The sequence below is a fragment of the Burkholderia metallica genome, assembly GCF_001718555.1.
GTDB lineage: Bacteria > Pseudomonadota > Gammaproteobacteria > Burkholderiales > Burkholderiaceae > Burkholderia > Burkholderia metallica.
In genome coordinates, this window is record NZ_CP013401.1 from 2,461,836 (window position 1) to 2,478,607 (window position 16,772).

Here is a 16,772-nt window from a genome sequence, read left to right on the forward strand (position 1 = left end):
AACGATTGGAAAGCGCGCGATGCGCCCCAATAATGTCGATATCGGGCGCCGCGTCGTCTTGCGCGCCTTACCCTTTTCACTCCGGTTCATCCGGCAACAGACAGGGAGTCTTATGTCCGCCAGCGCCAACACCAACCCGCTGCTCGATTTCTCGGGCCTGCCCCGCTTCGGCGAGATCCGCCCGGAACACGTGACGCCCGCGCTCGACACGCTGCTCGATGCCGCCAACCGCGCGGTCGAGACGGCAAGCGCGGCCGCGACGCCGGCAACCTGGGCCGACGTCGTCGAGACGGTCGAGCATGCGACGGAACCGCTCGGCCGCGCGTGGGGCATCGTCGGCCACCTGAACGCGGTCGCCGATACGCCGGAACTGCGCGCCGCCTACGGGGAGAACCTGCCGCGCGTGACCGAATTCTGGTCGAGCGTCGGCCAGAACCTCGCGCTGTACGAGAAGTACAAGGCGATCGCCGCGAGCGCCGAATACGCGACGCTGTCCGCCGAACGCAAGAAGATCCTCGACAACGCGCTGCGCGATTTCCGCCTGTCGGGCGCCGAGCTGCCCGAGGACCGGAAGCCGCGCTTCGCGGAACTGCAGGAACAGCAGGCCGCGCTGTCGAAGGCATTCTCCGATCACGTGCTCGATGCGACCAATGCGTACGCGTACGTCGTGCAGGACGAAGCCGAACTGGCCGGCCTGCCCGGCGACGCGATCGAGGCCGCCCGCGAAGCCGCGCAAAAGGACGGCAAGGCAGGCTGGAAGTTCACGCTGCACTTCCCGTCGTACTTCCCGGTGCTGCAATACGCCGACAACCGCGCGCTGCGCGAGACGCTCTACCGCGCCTATGCGACGCGCGCGTCGGAACTCGGGCCGCAGTACGGCGACGGCAAGGCCGAATGGAACAACACGAAGATCGTCATCGATGCGCTGAAGCTGCGCCGCGAAGAGGCGCAGATGCTCGGCTACCGCAACTTCGCCGAAGTGTCGCTCGCGCCGAAGATGGCCGAGTCGCCGCAGCAGGTGATCGCGTTCCTCGAGGATCTCGCGACACGCGCGCGCCCGCACGCGGACAAGGACTGGGACGAACTGCGCACGTTTGCCGCGAAGGAACTCGGCCTCGCCGAACTCGCGCCGTGGGACGTCGCGTACGCAGCCGAGAAGCTGCGCCAGCAGCGCTACGCGTTCTCGGAAAACGAGGTCAAGCAGTATTTCCCGGAACCGGCCGCGCTGAAGGGCCTGTTCACCGTCACCGAAACGCTGTTCGGCGTGCGGATCAAGCCGGACGACGCGCCGGTGTGGCACAAGGACGTGCGGTTCTTCCGCGTCGAGAACCGCGACGGCTCGCTCGTCGCGCAGTTCTATCTCGACCTGTACGCACGCGAAGGCAAGCGCGGCGGCGCATGGATGGACGATGCGCGTTCGCGCGCGAAGCGCGGCAGCAGCGTGCAGACGCCGGTCGCCTATCTCACCTGCAACTTCTCGGCGCCGGTCGGCGGCAAGCCCGCATGCTTCACGCACGACGAAGTCATCACGCTGTTCCATGAATTCGGCCACGGGCTGCACCACATGCTCACGCGCGTCGACGAACTCGGCGTGTCGGGCATCAACGGCGTCGAATGGGATGCGGTCGAGCTGCCGTCGCAGTTCATGGAAAACTTCTGCTGGGAATGGGACGTGCTGTCGTCGATGTCGTCGCACGTCGACACGGGCGCCGCGCTGCCGCGCGAGCTGTTCGACAAGATGATCGCCGCGAAGAACTTCCAGAGCGGGCTCGGCACGCTGCGCCAGATCGTGTTCTCGATGTTCGACATGCTGCTGCACGTCGACTTCGACCCGGCCGGCGCTACCGACGTGACCGCGTTCGCGCGCGAGATCAACGAGCGCTACCACGTGATCCCGCAAGCGGCGTTCTCGCGCTGGCCGAACACGTTCAGCCACATCTTCGCGGGCGGCTACGCGGCCGGCTACTACAGCTACAAATGGGCCGAGGTGCTGTCGGCCGACGCGTACGCGGCGTTCGAGGAAGCGGCCGCCGCGAGCGGTAGCGTGCTCGATGCGGCGACCGGCACGCGCTATCGCCGCGAAATCCTCGAGGTCGGCGGCAGCCGTCCGGCGATGGATTCGTTCAAGGCGTTCCGCGGCCGCGAACCGCAGATCGACGCGCTGCTGCGCCACAACGGGATGACCGCGCCCGCGCACTGAGCGCGCCGCACGGCCCGTTCGGCTGCATGCCCGCAAAGGCACCGCTTCGGCGGTGCCTTTTTCATGGCGCGGAGGATTCGTCGTCGAACAACGAGAACTGCCCGTGGCGCGCGGCCGTATCCTCGTCGATGCGCACGCCGACGCCGAGCAACCGCACCGCCTGCGCGCGCCGTTGCAGCCCCTTCGCGAGCAGCGTGACGGCCGTGTCCGCATTCGTCGCATCGGCCACGCACTCGACCGTCGTGCGCTGGAAATCGGCGAAGCGGATCTTCACGTACAGCTTGCGGATCGACCGCGCGGCGCCCGCCCGTTCGATCCGCGCGTCGAGCTGCACGACGAGGCGGCGGATTTCGTCCGCGCATTGCTCGAGCGTCGTCAGGTCGGTCACGTAGGTCGTCTCGACGCTGACCGACTTGCGCTCCTGGTCGGCCTGCACGGGCCGCTCGTCGATGCCGCGCGACAGCTCGTACAGCCGCCGCCCGAACGCGCCGAATTCGCGGTGCAGGTCGATCAGCGGCCAGTCGCGCAACTGCGCGCAGGTCTGGATGCCGAGCCGGTCGAGCCGCGTGGCCGTCACCTTGCCGACGCCGTGCAGCTTGCGCACCGGCAGCGCCGCAACGAACGCGTCGATCTCGTGCGGCCGCACGACGAACAGGCCGTCCGGCTTGTTCCAGTCGGACGCGATCTTCGCGATGAACTTGTTCGGCGCGACGCCCGCCGAGACGGTGACGCCGACCGTGTCGTACACGCGCTGGCGAATCTCGCGCGCAATCAGCGTCGCGCTGCCCTGGCAGCGCTCCGACCCGGTGACGTCGAGGTACGCCTCGTCGAGCGACAGCGGCTCGACGTCCGGCGTGTAGTCGCGGTAGATCGCCATGATCTGCCGCGACGCCGCGCGGTACTTGTCCATCGCGGACGGCAGGATCAGCAGCTCCGGGCACTTGCGCATCGCCAGCGCCGACGACATCGCCGAATGCACGCCGTAGCGCCGCGCCTCGTAATTGCAGGTCGCGATCACGCCGCGCTGGTCGGGCCGGCCGCCGACCGCGAGCGGGCGGTTGCGCAGCGACGGGTCGTCGCGCATCTCGACCGACGCGTAGAAGCAGTCGCAGTCGCAATGAATGATCTTGCGCATGCGCGGCAGCGCGTCGCCGGGCGGCGGCGCGTGCGGTTCGACAGGCGGAATGATGGTCGGGTTCACGGTGCCGATACTGTACAAAAACACAGTGCCGGTTTCAACTGTCGCGTGCGGCCCTGCCCGGCTGCGCCGTACCGGCCCGCCTTGCGCGGATCGTACCGGCCGGGCGCGGGCAGCGGCGCCTATACTCGTGTGCCGCAATACACGAAACGCAAAGGTGACGGATGAAGACGATCGGACTGATCGGTGGAATGAGCTGGGAATCGTCGGCCGAGTATTACCGGATGATCAACCGCCATTCGAAGGCGCTGCACGGCGGGCACCACAACGCGAAGAGCGTGCTGGTCACGGTCGATTTCGCGGAAATCGAGGCGCTGCAGCGCACGCACGACTGGGCCGCGCTCGGCGAGCGGATGGCCGGCGCCGCGCGGCAGCTCGAAGCGGCCGGCGCCGATCTCGTCGTCCTGACGACCAATACGATGCATCGCGTGTGCGATGCGATCGAAGCCGCGGTCAAACTGCCGTTCCTGCACATCGCCGACCCGACCGGCACCGCGCTGCGCGAGGCCGGCGTCCAGCGCGTCGCGCTGCTCGGCACGCGCTACACGATGGAGCTGCCGTTCTACGCGGAGCGGTTGCGCGACACCTTCGGGCTGGACGTGCTCGTGCCGGACGAACGCGGGCGCGACGACGTGCACCGGATCATCTACGACGAGCTGTGCCACGGCATCATTTCGCCGGAATCGCGCGCGACGTACGTGACGATCATCGAGGCGCTGGCCCGGCGCGGCGCGCAGGCCGTGATTCTCGGCTGCACGGAAATCACGCTGCTGATCGGCGCGGACGACTCGCCGCTGCCGGTATTCGATACGACCGCGCTGCATGCGCAGGCGGCCGTGGAGTGGGCCGCGCGGTAACCGCGATGGCGCGCTCGGCGCGCGGAAAACAAAAAACCCGGCACGGAGCCGGGTTCTTGTCGACGAAGCGCGCATCGGTCATTTGCGCTGCACATCGTCTGGTGTGCTTGGTTGCGGGGGTAGGATTTGAACCTACGACCTTCGGGTTATGAGCCCGACGAGCTGCCAGACTGCTCCACCCCGCGTCAGAGAAATAAATTATAGGGTAAGGAAGCACTCACGTCAATCCTTTTGTCACAATTTCTTCTTCGTCGATCGACGCGGCCGCGTGAGGCCCCTCCCCCGCGCCGCACGATGCGCGTTCGCACCGCGGGCTCGCGGTAAGATGGCGGCCTTCGCATTCACCCCGCACGCACACTCCCGTTCATGAAAATCGCAACTTGGAACGTCAACTCGCTCAACGTCCGCAAGCAGCACGTGCTCGACTGGCTCGCGCACAGCGGAACCGACGTGCTGTGCCTGCAGGAACTGAAGCTGCCGGATGAGAAATTCCCGCGCGCCGAGCTCGAAGCGGCCGGCTACCGCAGCTGGTTCACGGGCCAGAAGACCTACAACGGCGTCGCGATCCTCGCGCGCGACACGCTGTCCGTCGACGAGTCGGACATCGTGCGCAACATTCCCGGCTTCGACGATCCGCAGCAGCGCGTGGTCACCGCGACGGTCGACGGCATCCGCATCGTGTCCGCCTACTTTCCGAACGGCCAGGCGCCCGACTCCGACAAGTTCGTCTACAAGATGCAGTGGCTCGACGCGCTGCAGGCGTGGCTGCGTACCGAGCTGCAGCGCTACCCGAAGCTCGCGCTGCTCGGCGACTACAACATCGCGCCGGAAGACCGCGACGTGCACGACCCCGCGAAATGGGAAGGCCAGAACCTCGTGTCGCCGCAGGAACGCGCGCACTTCGCGCAACTGATCGAACTCGGCTTCGTCGATGCGTTCCGCCGCTTCGAGCAGCCGGAGAAGACCTTCACGTGGTGGGACTACCGGATGATGGCGTTCCGCCGCAACGCGGGGCTGCGCATCGACCACGTACTACTGTCGCCGGCGCTCGCCAACACGTGCACGTCGTGCGTCGTCGATCGCACGCCGCGTACGTGGGAACAGCCGTCCGACCACACGCCCGTCGTCGCGATCGTCGGCTGATCGTTCGAACCGCCCGCGCGCATTCAGCGCCGCGCGGACGCCGGCCCGAGATGGGCCCACAGGAACCCGAATTCGGCCGCATCGGCTTGCGCGCGTTCCAGATCGTCGGCGCTGCCGTGGCCGCCGTCGGTATTCTCCCAGTACCACACCCGTTCGTGACCGAGCGCATGCATGCGCGCGGCCATCTTGCGCGCGTGCGCGGGATGCACGCGGTCGTCGCGCGTCGAGGTAGTCAGCAGCAGCGGCGGATACGCGACGCCTTCGCGCACCTGGTGATACGGCGAGTACGCGGCCAGCGCCGCGCCTTCGCGCGGATCGTCCGGGTCGCCGTATTCGTCGAGCCATGCGGCGCCCGCGTGCAGCTTCGGATAGCGCCGCATGTCGAGCAGCGGCACGCGACAGAGCACCGCGCCGAACAGCGCCGGCCGCTGCACCATGCACGCGGCGACCAGCAACCCGCCGTTGCTGCCGCCCTCGATGCCGAGCTGCGCGGCGCTCGTCACGCCGGTCGCGACCAGATCCTCGGCCACCGCGATGAAATCGTCGAATGAACGCTGACGATGTTCGCGCTGCGCATCGACGTGCCAGCGCGGCCCGAACTCGCCGCCGCCGCGGATGTGCGCGAACGCCATCACGCCGCCGCGCTCGAGCCAGCCGATACCGAACGCATCGCTGTAGCCCGGCAGGTTCGGGATCGCAAAACCGCCATAGCCCGACAGCAGGCACGGCCGCGCGACACGCGCGCCGCCTTCCGGTACGTCGAGTGCGTCGCGCGGCCCGATCAGCGTGTACGGCACCATCGTGCCGTCCCGCGAGCGCGCGCTCGCGCGGCGCACGACGAGCCCGGCCGCGTCGAACTGCACCGGCGGCCGGTCGAGCAGCACGCGGCGCGACCGCGCATCGTCCGCGCGATCCGCAAGATCGGCGAGCCAGCATTCGGGCGGATCGAGATACGTGTCGACGTCCACGTAGATCTCGTCGTTCAGCGTCGGCTCGACGGGCTCGATATCGATCTGCGCATCGGCCGGCCCCGGCCACTCGAACGGCCGCGCGTCCCACGTCCACGTGCCGTCGTCGGCCTGTCGCGGCTGCCACAGCATCGTGCGGTTGTGCACGTCGTCGAGCCAGCTCGCGATCAGCGTCGTGCGTGTGTGGGTCCACGTGCACGCGGACGTCGACGGCTGCGGCGCGAACAGCGTCGTGAATGCGCGCGACCCGGCGAGGAACGCCTGCTCGCGGATCGCGAGCAGCGAGCCGCCCGCATGGCGCACCCCGTCGCACTCCCAGTCGAGGCGCGGCTCCAGCACGAGCCAGCCTTCCCAGAACCCGACCTCGACATGGGTCGGCACGTCGTAGCGCGCCCACTCGCCCGCGTCCGTCAGACGATATGCATGCGCGTCGAAGAAATCGACGCTGCGCCATGCGACGTGACGCTTGTCGACCGGATCGAAACCGGCGCCCGCGCTGATGTCGTCGGGTTCGCCGCTAAAGACGACGGGCGCATCGGCGAGCGCCGTGCCGCGCACCCAGCGCCGCGCTTCATACGGATAGCCGGCCGCGGTCGCGTGCGCTTCGCCGCGATCCCAGCTCACGTAGACGGTATCGCGATCGATCCAGCCGACCGTGTGATGACCCGGCTCGTCGATCGTGAAGCCGCCGTCGACGAAACGGCGTTCGACGAGATCGAATTCGCGCACGACGACCGCGTCGGCGCCGCCCGGCGACAGCGACAGCAGCGCGCGATCGCCGTCCGGATACAGGATCGCGTCCTGCTCGAACACCCACGATTCGCCCTCCTGCGCGCCGAGCGCGTCGACGTCGAGCAGCGTTTCCCACGCCGGTTGTCCCGCGCGCCAGTCGTCCCAGCGCGCGCGGCGCCACAGCCCCTTCGGATGGAGATCGTCCTGCCACAGGTCGTAGGCCCAGTCGCGCCAGCGGGTGGGAATCACCGGGCGTTCGCGCGGCAGGTACGCTTTCGCGAGGCGCGCCGTCAGCGCGCGATACGCGTCGTCGTCGCGCAGCGCGGCGCGCGTGCGCGCATTCTGCTCGTCGACCCACGTGCGGGCGCGCTTGCTGTCGAGCGCTTCGAGGAAACGGAACGGGTCGGCCCCGGCGGGCCAGCGGAAGGAATCGGACATTGCGGATGGGCGGAATGGCAAACGGCGTGCAAACCGCGATTATGTCCGATCGCGGCATGCGCGAAGCGTGCGCATGCCGCGAATCGTGCTCAGGGCTCCAGATGGAGCTCCTGGATCTTGCGCGTGATCGTGTTGCGGCCGATGCCGAGTCGCTCCGCGGCCTCGACCTTGCGCCCGCGCGTGAAGTCGAGCGCCTCGCGGATCACGGCCGCCTCGAAGCGGCGTGCGAGTTCGTCCATCACGTCGGACGAGTTCTCGCGCAACAGGCGTGCCACCTCGGTGCGCAGGCCGTGCTCCCACAGCGGATAGCCGGCCGGCGCGCTGCCGTTCGGCGCGGCCGCGACGGGCAAGGCCGCAACCGGCGCCATGCCGGTCGCCGGTTGCGCGAGCGCCGTCCCGCTGCCGTGCAGGTCCGCCCCGTCGCCCGTCGCGGCCACCGGCGCGCCGGACGGCACGAGGTCGGGCGGCAGGTCCTTGATCTCGACCGTCTGCGCGGGCGCCATCACGGTCAGCCAGTTCGCGAGGTTCTCGAGCTGGCGCACGTTGCCGGGAAACTGCAGCGACGTGAGGTACGCGAGCGCTTCGTCGGACACGCGCTTCGGCTCGACGCCGAGATCGCGCGCGCTCTTCTGCAGGAAGTGGCGCGTGAGCAGCGCGATGTCCTCGCTGCGTTCGCGCAGCGGCGGCAGGCGCAGCCGGATCACGTTGAGGCGGTGGTAAAGGTCCTCGCGGAACAGCCCCTGCCGCACGCGCGATTCGAGATTCTGGTGCGTCGCGGCGATCACGCGCACGTTCGCGCGCAGCGGGTTGTGTCCGCCGACCCGGTAGAACTGCCCGTCCGACAGCACGCGCAACAGGCGCGTCTGCAGGTCGAACGGCATGTCGCCGATTTCGTCGAGGAACAGCGTGCCGTTCTCCGCCTGCTCGAAGCGGCCCTGCCGCGTGGTCTGCGCGCCGGTGAATGCGCCGCGCTCATGGCCGAACAGCTCGGATTCGAGCAGGTCCTTCGGAATCGCCGCGGTGTTCAGCGCGATGAACGGCCCGTTCGCCCGCGGGCTGTGACGGTGCAGCGCACGCGCGACGAGCTCCTTGCCGGTGCCCGATTCGCCGGTGATCAGCACGGTCGCGGCCGAGTGGGACAGGCGGCCGATCGCGCGGAACATGTCCTGCATCGCGGGCGCCTGGCCGAGCATCTCGGGCGCCTCGGCCACGCGCTCGTCCTGCGGCGCGCCGCCGCGCAGGCTTTCCTCGACCGCGCGGCGGATCAGCTCGACCGCCTTGTCGACGTCGAACGGCTTCGCGAGATATTCGAACGCGCCGCCCTGGAACGCCGCGACGGCGCTGTCGAGATCGGAGAACGCCGTCATGATGATGACGGGCAGGCCCGGCAGCCGCTCGTGCATCGCCTGCAGCAACTCGAGGCCCGAGCCGCCCGGCATCCGGATGTCGGATACGAGCACCTGCGGTGTCTCGTGGTCGAGCGCGGCCAGCGCGTCACGCACGTTCGCGAAACTCTTCGTCGCGAAACTGTCGCGGGCGAGCGCCTTTTCGAGCACCCAGCGGATCGATTGGTCGTCGTCTACTATCCAGATCGGCTTCATAGGTCGGTCAGGTATGGGTAAATCCGGTGAATCGCCATGCCGCCGCTCAGTGATCGAGCGGCAGCAGGATCTGAAATTCGGTACGTCCGGGCCGGCTTTCGACCTCGATCATCCCGTCGTGCTGCTGCACGAACGTCTGCGCGAGCGTGAGGCCGAGGCCGCTGCCGTCGTCGCGCCCGGACACGAGCGGGTAGAAGATCCGGTCGCGGATCTCTTCCGGAATGCCGGGCCCGTTGTCGATCACGTGCAAGTCCAGTGCCAGCCGGTACAGGCGCTTCGCGATCGTCACCTTGCGCGCGATGCGCGTGCGCAGCTCGATCTTCGCGTCGCCCTGCGCGATCCGTTCGCGCAGCGCCTGCGCGGCATTGCGCACGATGTTGAGCAGCGCCTGGATCAGTTGCTCCTTGTCGCCGCGCAGGTCCGGCACGCTCACGTCGTAGTCGCGCTCGATCGTGAGCCCGCGCGGGAATTCCGCGAGCATCACCGCGCGCACGCGTTCGCATACTTCATGAATGTTCACGTCGCCGACGATGTGCGGATGCCGGTGCGGCTCCAGCAACCGGTCGACGAGCGTCTGCAGTCGGTCGGACTCCTTGATGATCACCTGCGTGTATTCGCGCAACTCGCCGCGCTCGCGCTCGCCGAGTTCGAATTCGAGCAGCTGGGCCGCGCCGCGAATGCCGCCGAGCGGGTTCTTGATCTCGTGCGCGAGGTTGCGGATCAGCTGCTTGTTGACCGCGGTCAGGTCGTGGATGCGCTCTTCCCGGTCGGTGCGCGACTGCCGCTCGTTCTCGAACAGCTCGACGAGCACGAAATCGGGCGCGGTCTCGAGGAAGCCGACGATCGCGTGCACGTGCAGCGGTTCGCGGCCGGGCCGGTCGAGCACGGTATCGAGATGCGTCGCGTGAAAGCGTTCCTCGCCGATCGCGGTGATCGTCGACGCGAGCTCGTTCGCGTTCGGAAAGATCTCGCCCCACGGCCGCTGCGCGAGCTGCCGGCGCGAGATGTCGAGCATCGCCTCCGCGGACGGGTTCGCGAACGCGATCCGCAGCGTCTTGCGGTCGAGCACGATGACGACCGTCGGCAGTGCTTCGAGCCCCGCCAGCAGGCCCGAACGCGCGAGCCGCTCGTCGTCCGTCAGTCGCTCGGGCTGCCCCGCTTTCGCCTTGATCAGATTCTTCAGAACCATCTGCGTGCCTGTCGCGCCTCAACGGGCCAGAAAAGGAAAATCGCCGGAACAAAAAAGGGACGGCTGGACGCCGCCCCTTTCAGACTCCGCCGTTCCCGCCGCAGGCCGCGCGACGGGAACGAACCGGCATGACGGCGCTGAATCGAAGCGCCATCGCCGATTAGAGCGAGTAGTACATCTCGAACTCGATCGGGTGCGTCGTCATGCGGAACTTCGCCAGCTCCTGCTCCTTCAGCGCGAGGTACGCGTCGATCATGCCGTCGGTGAACACGCCGCCGCGCGTCAGGAACTCGCGATCCTTGTCGAGCGCTTCGAGTGCCTGGTCGAGGCCCGCGCACACGGTCGGGATCTTTGCATCTTCTTCCGGCGGCAGGTCGTACAGGTTCTTGTCCGCTGCTTCGCCCGGATGGATCTTGTTCTGGATCCCGTCGAGGCCGGCCATCATCAGCGCGGTGAAGCACAGGTACGGGTTCGCCATCGGGTCCGGGAAGCGCGTTTCGATACGGCGGCCCTTCGGGTTCGACACGTGCGGAATGCGGATCGATGCCGAGCGGTTGCGTGCCGAGTAGGCGAGCTTGACCGGTGCTTCGAAGTGCGGGACCAGACGCTTGTACGAGTTCGTCGTCGGGTTCGTGATCGCGTTCAGTGCACGGGCGTGCTTGATGATGCCGCCGATGTAGAACAGCGCGAGTTCCGACAGGCCGGCGTAGCCGTTGCCCGCGAACAGGTTCTGGCCGTCCTTCCAGATCGACTGGTGAACGTGCATGCCCGAACCGTTGTCGCCGACGACCGGCTTCGGCATGAACGTCGCCGTCTTGCCGTACGAGTGCGCGACGTTGTGGATGATGTACTTCGACCATTGCGTCCAGTCGGCGCGCTGCACCAGCGTCGAGAACTTCGTGCCGATTTCGTTCTGGCCTTGGCCCGCCACTTCGTGGTGGTGCACTTCGACCGGAATGCCGAGCTGTTCGAGCAGCAGGCACATTTCCGAACGCATGTCCTGGAACGTGTCGACCGGTGCGACCGGGAAGTAGCCGCCCTTCGTGCCCGGACGGTGGCCCGTGTTGCCGCCTTCGAATTCCTTGGACGACGACCACGGCGCTTCTTCCGAGTTGATCTTCACGAAGCAGCCCGACATGTCCGTGTTCCACTGGACCGAGTCGAAAATGAAGAATTCCGGTTCCGGACCGAAGAAGGCCGTGTCGCCGATGCCCGTGCTCTTCAGGTACGCTTCGCCGCGCTTCGCGAGCGAACGCGGATCGCGCTCGTAGCCCTTGCCGTCGGCCGGCTCGACCACGTCGCAGGTCAGCACGAGGGTCGACTCTTCGTAGAACGGGTCGACGAAGGCCGCGCTCGGGTCCGGCATGAGCAGCATGTCCGACGCCTCGATGCCCTTCCAGCCCGCGATCGACGAGCCGTCGAATGCATGGCCGCTTTCGAACTTGTCTTCGTCAAACGCCGAAACCGGCACCGACACGTGCTGTTCCTTGCCGCGCGTATCCGTGAAGCGGAAATCGACAAACTTGACGTCCTCGTCCTTCACGAGCTGCATGACGTCGGCGACGGTTTTACTCATAACCTCTTCTCCTGATTGAACAATTCCGGCGGACTGGGAACCGCCTCGTTTATCGAGCTGACCGGGGTCTTGCTTTGGCGCAGCGCGCCCCGATTCGACCGAATTCTATAAAGCAGCTTCCGTGCCACCTGTGCGAACGCTGCGCGCAAATCGCGCCAGAGCTCGCCACGACGGGGCCGGGCTGCGCGATTCCGGGGCTTCGCGCCGCACCGGCTTCTCATCGAAAGCACCGCAATGGTGCAATCCTCGCCACTCGCGTCGGCAACCGAATCATTCTGGTGCATGCGCGTCATTCTGCACGCTTTTGGTGAACGCGTGGGCCGCGCGTGCACCGTACCGCATGCGGGCGTCCGGGGCGCACCGCCGCGCTAGAATGTTCGTTTGACCGATACGGAGACCCCCTGCCATGAGTACGCTCGACCAGCTTTACGCAAAGGCCGACGAACGCCGCGCACAAGGCGCGCTCAACTACGCCGGCGCACTGCTGCCGGTCGAGGCATTCGAACTGCTGCAGCTCGACCCGTCGGCGCGCCTCGTCGACGTGCGTACCCGCGCCGAACTCGACTGGATCGGCCGCCCGCTCGTCGGCGACGGCCAGTACCTGCACGTCGAATGGACGCGCTACCCGGGCGGCGTGCCGAACGCCGCATTCGTCGACGAACTGAAGGCGGCCCTCCCGGCCGATACGCCGATCCTGTTCCTGTGCCGCAGCGCCGCGCGCTCGAAGCTCGCCGCGGTCGCGTCCGCGCAGGCCGGCTTCACGAAGGCATTCGACCTCCTCGAAGGCTTCGAGGGCGCGAAGGACGCCGAAGGTCACCGCAAGACGGTCGACGGCTGGTGCTTCCGGAAACTGCCGTGGATCGGCGCCTGACGGCACGCTGCTCCCGCCGGTGACGACAACCCCATCGTCGAGCCGGGCGATGACATGCCGATGACGGGCCGCGTTGCGCGGCCCGTGGCCTGGGTGCGGCCGGCTGGCCGGCCGCTTACGCGCGCGGCGTGTCGGGCTCGACGACGTCGCCGCCGAGCAGATGCACGCCTTCGCGCAGTTTCACGAACGCGGCGGCAACCGCTTCCGGCTCGCCCTTCACGCCGAGGTCGATGTGACGGCGCGCGTAGATCCCGCCGCGCTCCGCATCGCCCACGCTCGGCAGGCTGAACACGCGCACGCCCGGGAAGTCGCGCTCGATGCGCTCCATCAGCGGCGTGAGCGTCGATTCCGGCAGTTCGAACACGTACAGCGAGCGCTCCGCATGCGGGGTCGCATGATGCAGGTGCGCGTACTTCGTATCGAGCACCCATTCGATCATCGGCCATGCCATCACCGGGAAGCCCGGCACGAAGTGCAGGTCGCCGACCGAGAAACCGGGAATCCTGTTGTAGCCGTTCGGGATGATCGTCGCGCCCGCCGGGAACACGCCCATGTTGAAGCGGTGCCGGTTCTCCGGCGAATCGAAATCGATCGGCGTGGCCGGATCGGTGTGCGTTTCGCGGATGCGCTCGGAAATCAGCACCTTCGCGTCCGGATGCAGCTCGAGCGGCACGCCGAGCGCGGCGGCCGCGCACTGGCGCGTGTGGTCGTCCGGCGTCGCGCCGATGCCACCCGTCGAGAACACGATGTCTCCCGACGCAATCGCGCGCGCGAGGGTGGCCGTGATGCGCGCCGGATCGTCACCGACGTATTCGGCCCAGTCGAGCGCGAGGCCGCGCGCGCCGAGCAGCTCGATGACCTTCGCCAGATGCTTGTCCTGCCGGCGGCCCGAAAGGATTTCGTCGCCGATGATGATGATGCCGATGCTCATGCCTGCCCCATGTCGATTGCGGTGGCGCGCGAACCCGCACGCAGGTCCTCCAGCGCGCGCAGGCAGTAATGCCCGAACCACAGCGCCGAGAAGACGAGGATGAAAGCGTAAACCCAGATCATGGCCGCCGCGACGAACGGAAACAGCACCATCATCCAGACCGACGAGACCCACACGAAGGTCGGCACCGTGCCGAGCAGCCCGGTCGCGACGCCGATGCCGATCAGCGGCCAGCGGCGCTGCCGCACGAGCGCGCGGCGCTCGTCGCGGCTCGCATGCAGCGCGAGCGCGTCGTAGGTCATCACGCGGTACGTGAGCCAGCCCCAGATCACGGGCGGCAGCAGCGCGAAGAACGGTGGGATCAACCACAGCGGAATGGTGACGACGAGCGCGACGACGCCGACGAGCGCCGCGCCGAGCGAATTGAACACGCTGCCGAAGAACGTGCCGCCGCGCTTCTGTTCGAGCGCCGCGAACTGCCGGTTCGACAGGTGCTTGATCACGACCGGCATCGAGATCGTCGCGATCAGCAGCAGCACGGTCAGCACGATCAGCGGAATCGCGAGCGACACGACCACGAACGGCGCGACGACCGCATGCAGCTGCGACATGCCGATCGCATCGAACGCGCGATACAGCGCGGCCGTCAGCACGAAGCCGTCGAGCGCGCCGCGGGCGAGATCCAGCAGCGTCTGCCACGAGAACCACAGCACGGCGCCCCACAGGACGGCCGAGACCAGAAACGGCATCAGTGTGAGCCAGAGCATGCGCGGATGCAGTGCGCTCGCCAATGCCCGGAGGAAGGAACGCAGCAAATCGTTCATGCGAGCCTGTATCGACGGAGAAAAACGGGGAAAGGATAAACCACGCGGCCCGCATGCGCCAAAGCGCATGCGGGCCGCGTGGGAGAGCCGCTCAACGGGGGAATGGCCGGATCAGGCCGATGCCGCGCCGCGCTTGGCGGGAAACAGGCGCCGGAAGATCCGCACGAACGCGAGGCCGTGCTGCGCCCAGAAGCCGTCGCCGTAGGACACGCCCTCGACCTGGTCGCGGATGCCGGTCGGCTCGACCGTGCGGTTCCACGACGCGGTGCCGAACATCATGTCCCACCACGGAAACAGCACGCCGAAGTTGCAGCCGTACTTCGTGCCTTCGTGGCCGTAGCCGACCGCGTGGTGGCGCCGGTGGAAGATCGGGCTCACGAACAGGCGCTCGCCGAGCCAGCCGAACGACAGCCGCGCATTCGTGTGCTGAATGCTCTGCATGAAGTTGGTGAACGCGGTCAGCACGACGAACTGCGACGGCGTCACGCCGATCACGAGCGCGATCGCCGCGAAAAAGCACGACTGGATCACGTCGTCGAGCACGTGGTTGCGGTCGTCGCACCACAGCGACATCTGGCGCTGGCTGTGATGCACCGCGTGCAGCTCCCACCAGATGCCGAACTTGTGCTGCCAGCGGTGATACCAGTAGCCGGCGAAATCGAGCACGACGAGATAGATCGCGAACGCGACGATCGGCTGCGAGGTCACGCCCGGCCACAGGTAGTCGAGATTGACGTTCGCGACGCCGTGCAGGCGCAGCCACGCCTGGAAGTTGTCGAACAGCGGCTGCAGCGCGAAGAAGAAGAACAGCGAGTAGATGCCGAGCTTCGAGATGGCCGTGTAGATCACGTCGACCCGCACCGCCCGGCGGTTCGTCCAGCGCTCGACGGGCAGCAGCGCCTCGAGCGGGCGCAGCAGCACGAACATCAGCACCATCTGCAGGGCGCCGACGATCACCCAGTACAGCGCGTCGTAGGTGTCCTCGTCATAGTCCATCAGGTTGAACTTGAAGAGGAGCGGCTGCACGACGTCGACGTACAGCCAGGTCTGGATGTCCGACACGAACGCATCGATCAGGTGCAGCATCGCTCTCCCCCGCCCGTCATGCGCCGTTCGCAGCGCGCCACGGCGCGCGGTCGTAGAAATAGATGCCGTGCGGCGAACGGCCCACGGCGATCGTCTGCACCAGCTTGCGCGACGCGAGGTCGATGATCCCGACCTTCTTCGCGAAGCGGAACGTCACCCACAGCGTCTTCTTGTCGGCGGACAGCTCCATGTCGTCGGGGCCCGGCAGCAGGCCGGTGATGTCGCCGACGTTGGTGAGCGTGTTCTCGTCGATGATGCTGATCGTGTTCGCGACGCGGTTCGTCACCGCGACGTGCGTGCCGTCGGCGAGCGAGCGGAAATTGTGCGCGCCCTTGCCCGTGTAGATCTGCTTGACGACCTTCTGGTTGCGCCAGTCGACCACCGCGACGTAATCCGCGCCGGTCATCCCGACGAGCAGGTATTTGTCGTCCGGCGTGAGCCACAGGCCGGCCGGCACCTTGCCGACCTTCATCTTCCATTTGACCGTCTGCGTCGGCAGGTCGATCGCCGCGATCTCGCCGGACACCTGCAGCGACACGAGCAGCGTCTTGCTGTCCTTCGTGAACGCGAGATGGCTCGGCATCACCGCGAGCGGCACGCGCTTCACGAGCTTCAGGTCTCGGCCGTCGTAACCGTAGATGTCGACGCGGTCGAGCCGCAGGCCGGCCGCCGCGAACCACTTGCGGTCGGGCGAGAAGCCGAGCTGGTACGGATCGTCGATCCCTTCGACGGTGCGCTGCAGCTTGCCCGTCTTCGGATCGAGGAACATCAGGCTGTTCGAGACCGAATTTGCGACGATCAGCGACGTGTTGTCGGGCGTCGCCATCAGGTGATGCGGCTCCTTGCCGGTCGGCATCGTGCTGACGACCTCGCGGGTCTGCTGGTCGATCAGGGAAAGCGTCGCTTCGGCCGAATTGAGGACGATCACGTTATTCGCGTGTGCGGCGGGCGCCAGTACGGCGGCGGCCAGCGCGAGCGTGCGGCCGAGGGAAAGGAAAGTACGCATGAAGACTCACGTCGAGGAACAACCGTCATTGTAAAACGTTCAACCGGGCCTGACGGTTGACCGTAACGGGGCATTGCGCCGCTTCGACGCGTGCCGCGGCGGCGCTGTCGGCCGGCCCGGCAGGCCCGGCAGGCCCCGCGCGGCCGGCCGCC

General features: G+C 67.4%; 13 protein-coding genes and 1 tRNA gene. 4 read left to right on the forward strand and 10 right to left on the reverse strand.

The genetic code is table 11. The features are described 5' to 3' along the window. The first annotated feature begins 112 nt into the window (after positions 1 to 112). Positions 113 to 2,200, forward strand: coding sequence for a M3 family metallopeptidase (locus WJ16_RS11055; protein ID WP_069257084.1), 2,088 nt, complete (start codon positions 113 to 115; stop codon positions 2,198 to 2,200). Between the two features lie 61 nt (positions 2,201 to 2,261). Here WJ16_RS11055 and dinB read toward each other — a convergent pair whose 3' ends face one another. Continuing rightward, on the reverse strand, positions 2,262 to 3,425 hold the full coding sequence (gene dinB, locus WJ16_RS11060; protein WP_069257085.1) for a DNA polymerase IV: 1,164 nt from the start codon (positions 3,423 to 3,425) through the stop codon (positions 2,262 to 2,264). A 137-nt stretch (positions 3,426 to 3,562) separates the two neighbouring features. On the opposite strand from dinB, the gene WJ16_RS11065 reads away from it, so the two are divergent. Then, complete coding sequence (locus WJ16_RS11065) at positions 3,563 to 4,255, forward strand: aspartate/glutamate racemase family protein (RefSeq protein WP_069257086.1); 693 nt, start codon at positions 3,563 to 3,565, stop codon at positions 4,253 to 4,255. 108 nt (positions 4,256 to 4,363) lie between these two features. On the opposite strand, the gene WJ16_RS11070 is transcribed toward WJ16_RS11065, so the two are convergent. After that, positions 4,364 to 4,440, reverse strand: a tRNA-Met gene (locus WJ16_RS11070). A gap of 181 nt (positions 4,441 to 4,621) precedes the next feature. Here WJ16_RS11070 and xth point away from each other — a divergent pair. After that, complete coding sequence (gene xth, locus WJ16_RS11075; RefSeq protein ID WP_069257087.1) at positions 4,622 to 5,398, forward strand: exodeoxyribonuclease III; 777 nt, start codon at positions 4,622 to 4,624, stop codon at positions 5,396 to 5,398. Between the two features lie 23 nt (positions 5,399 to 5,421). Here xth and WJ16_RS11080 read toward each other — a convergent pair whose 3' ends face one another. The 4 genes from WJ16_RS11080 to glnA form a co-directional block, all read right to left on the reverse strand. Next, positions 5,422 to 7,536 carry a prolyl oligopeptidase family serine peptidase gene (locus WJ16_RS11080; RefSeq protein WP_069257088.1) on the reverse strand — a complete coding sequence of 705 codons (2,115 nt, stop codon included), beginning with the start codon at positions 7,534 to 7,536 and terminating at the stop codon, positions 5,422 to 5,424. An 89-nt stretch (positions 7,537 to 7,625) separates the two neighbouring features. Next, positions 7,626 to 9,137 carry a nitrogen regulation protein NR(I) gene (ntrC, locus tag WJ16_RS11085; protein WP_069257089.1) on the reverse strand — a complete coding sequence of 504 codons (1,512 nt, stop codon included), beginning with the start codon at positions 9,135 to 9,137 and terminating at the stop codon, positions 7,626 to 7,628. A 46-nt stretch (positions 9,138 to 9,183) separates the two neighbouring features. Continuing rightward, positions 9,184 to 10,326: a nitrogen regulation protein NR(II) gene (glnL, locus tag WJ16_RS11090; RefSeq protein ID WP_069257090.1), complete on the reverse strand. Its 1,143-nt coding sequence runs from the start codon at positions 10,324 to 10,326 to the stop codon at positions 9,184 to 9,186. 160 nt (positions 10,327 to 10,486) lie between these two features. Beyond that, positions 10,487 to 11,902: a type I glutamate--ammonia ligase gene (glnA, locus tag WJ16_RS11095; RefSeq protein ID WP_069257091.1), complete on the reverse strand. Its 1,416-nt coding sequence runs from the start codon at positions 11,900 to 11,902 to the stop codon at positions 10,487 to 10,489. Between the two features lie 406 nt (positions 11,903 to 12,308). Between glnA and WJ16_RS11100 the strand changes: the two genes are divergently transcribed. Further along, positions 12,309 to 12,773: a rhodanese-like domain-containing protein gene (locus tag WJ16_RS11100; RefSeq protein WP_069257092.1), complete on the forward strand. Its 465-nt coding sequence runs from the start codon at positions 12,309 to 12,311 to the stop codon at positions 12,771 to 12,773. A 115-nt stretch (positions 12,774 to 12,888) separates the two neighbouring features. On the opposite strand, the gene WJ16_RS11105 is transcribed toward WJ16_RS11100, so the two are convergent. The 4 genes from WJ16_RS11105 to WJ16_RS11120 form a co-directional block, all read right to left on the reverse strand. Next, entirely contained in the window at positions 12,889 to 13,704 is an 816-nt protein-coding gene (locus WJ16_RS11105) for a competence/damage-inducible protein A (RefSeq protein WP_069257093.1), read from the reverse strand. Beyond that, positions 13,701 to 14,528 (reverse strand): EI24 domain-containing protein, encoded by an 828-nt coding sequence (locus WJ16_RS11110; protein WP_069257094.1) that lies wholly within the window; start codon positions 14,526 to 14,528, stop codon positions 13,701 to 13,703. Before WJ16_RS11110 ends, WJ16_RS11105 begins: the two co-directional genes overlap by 4 nt. A 111-nt stretch (positions 14,529 to 14,639) precedes the next feature. Then, entirely contained in the window at positions 14,640 to 15,614 is a 975-nt protein-coding gene (locus WJ16_RS11115; protein WP_069257095.1) for a sterol desaturase family protein, read from the reverse strand. A gap of 16 nt (positions 15,615 to 15,630) precedes the next feature. Continuing rightward, positions 15,631 to 16,620 carry a YVTN family beta-propeller repeat protein gene (locus WJ16_RS11120; protein WP_069257096.1) on the reverse strand — a complete coding sequence of 330 codons (990 nt, stop codon included), beginning with the start codon at positions 16,618 to 16,620 and terminating at the stop codon, positions 15,631 to 15,633. Between the last annotated feature and the right edge of the window lie 152 nt (positions 16,621 to 16,772).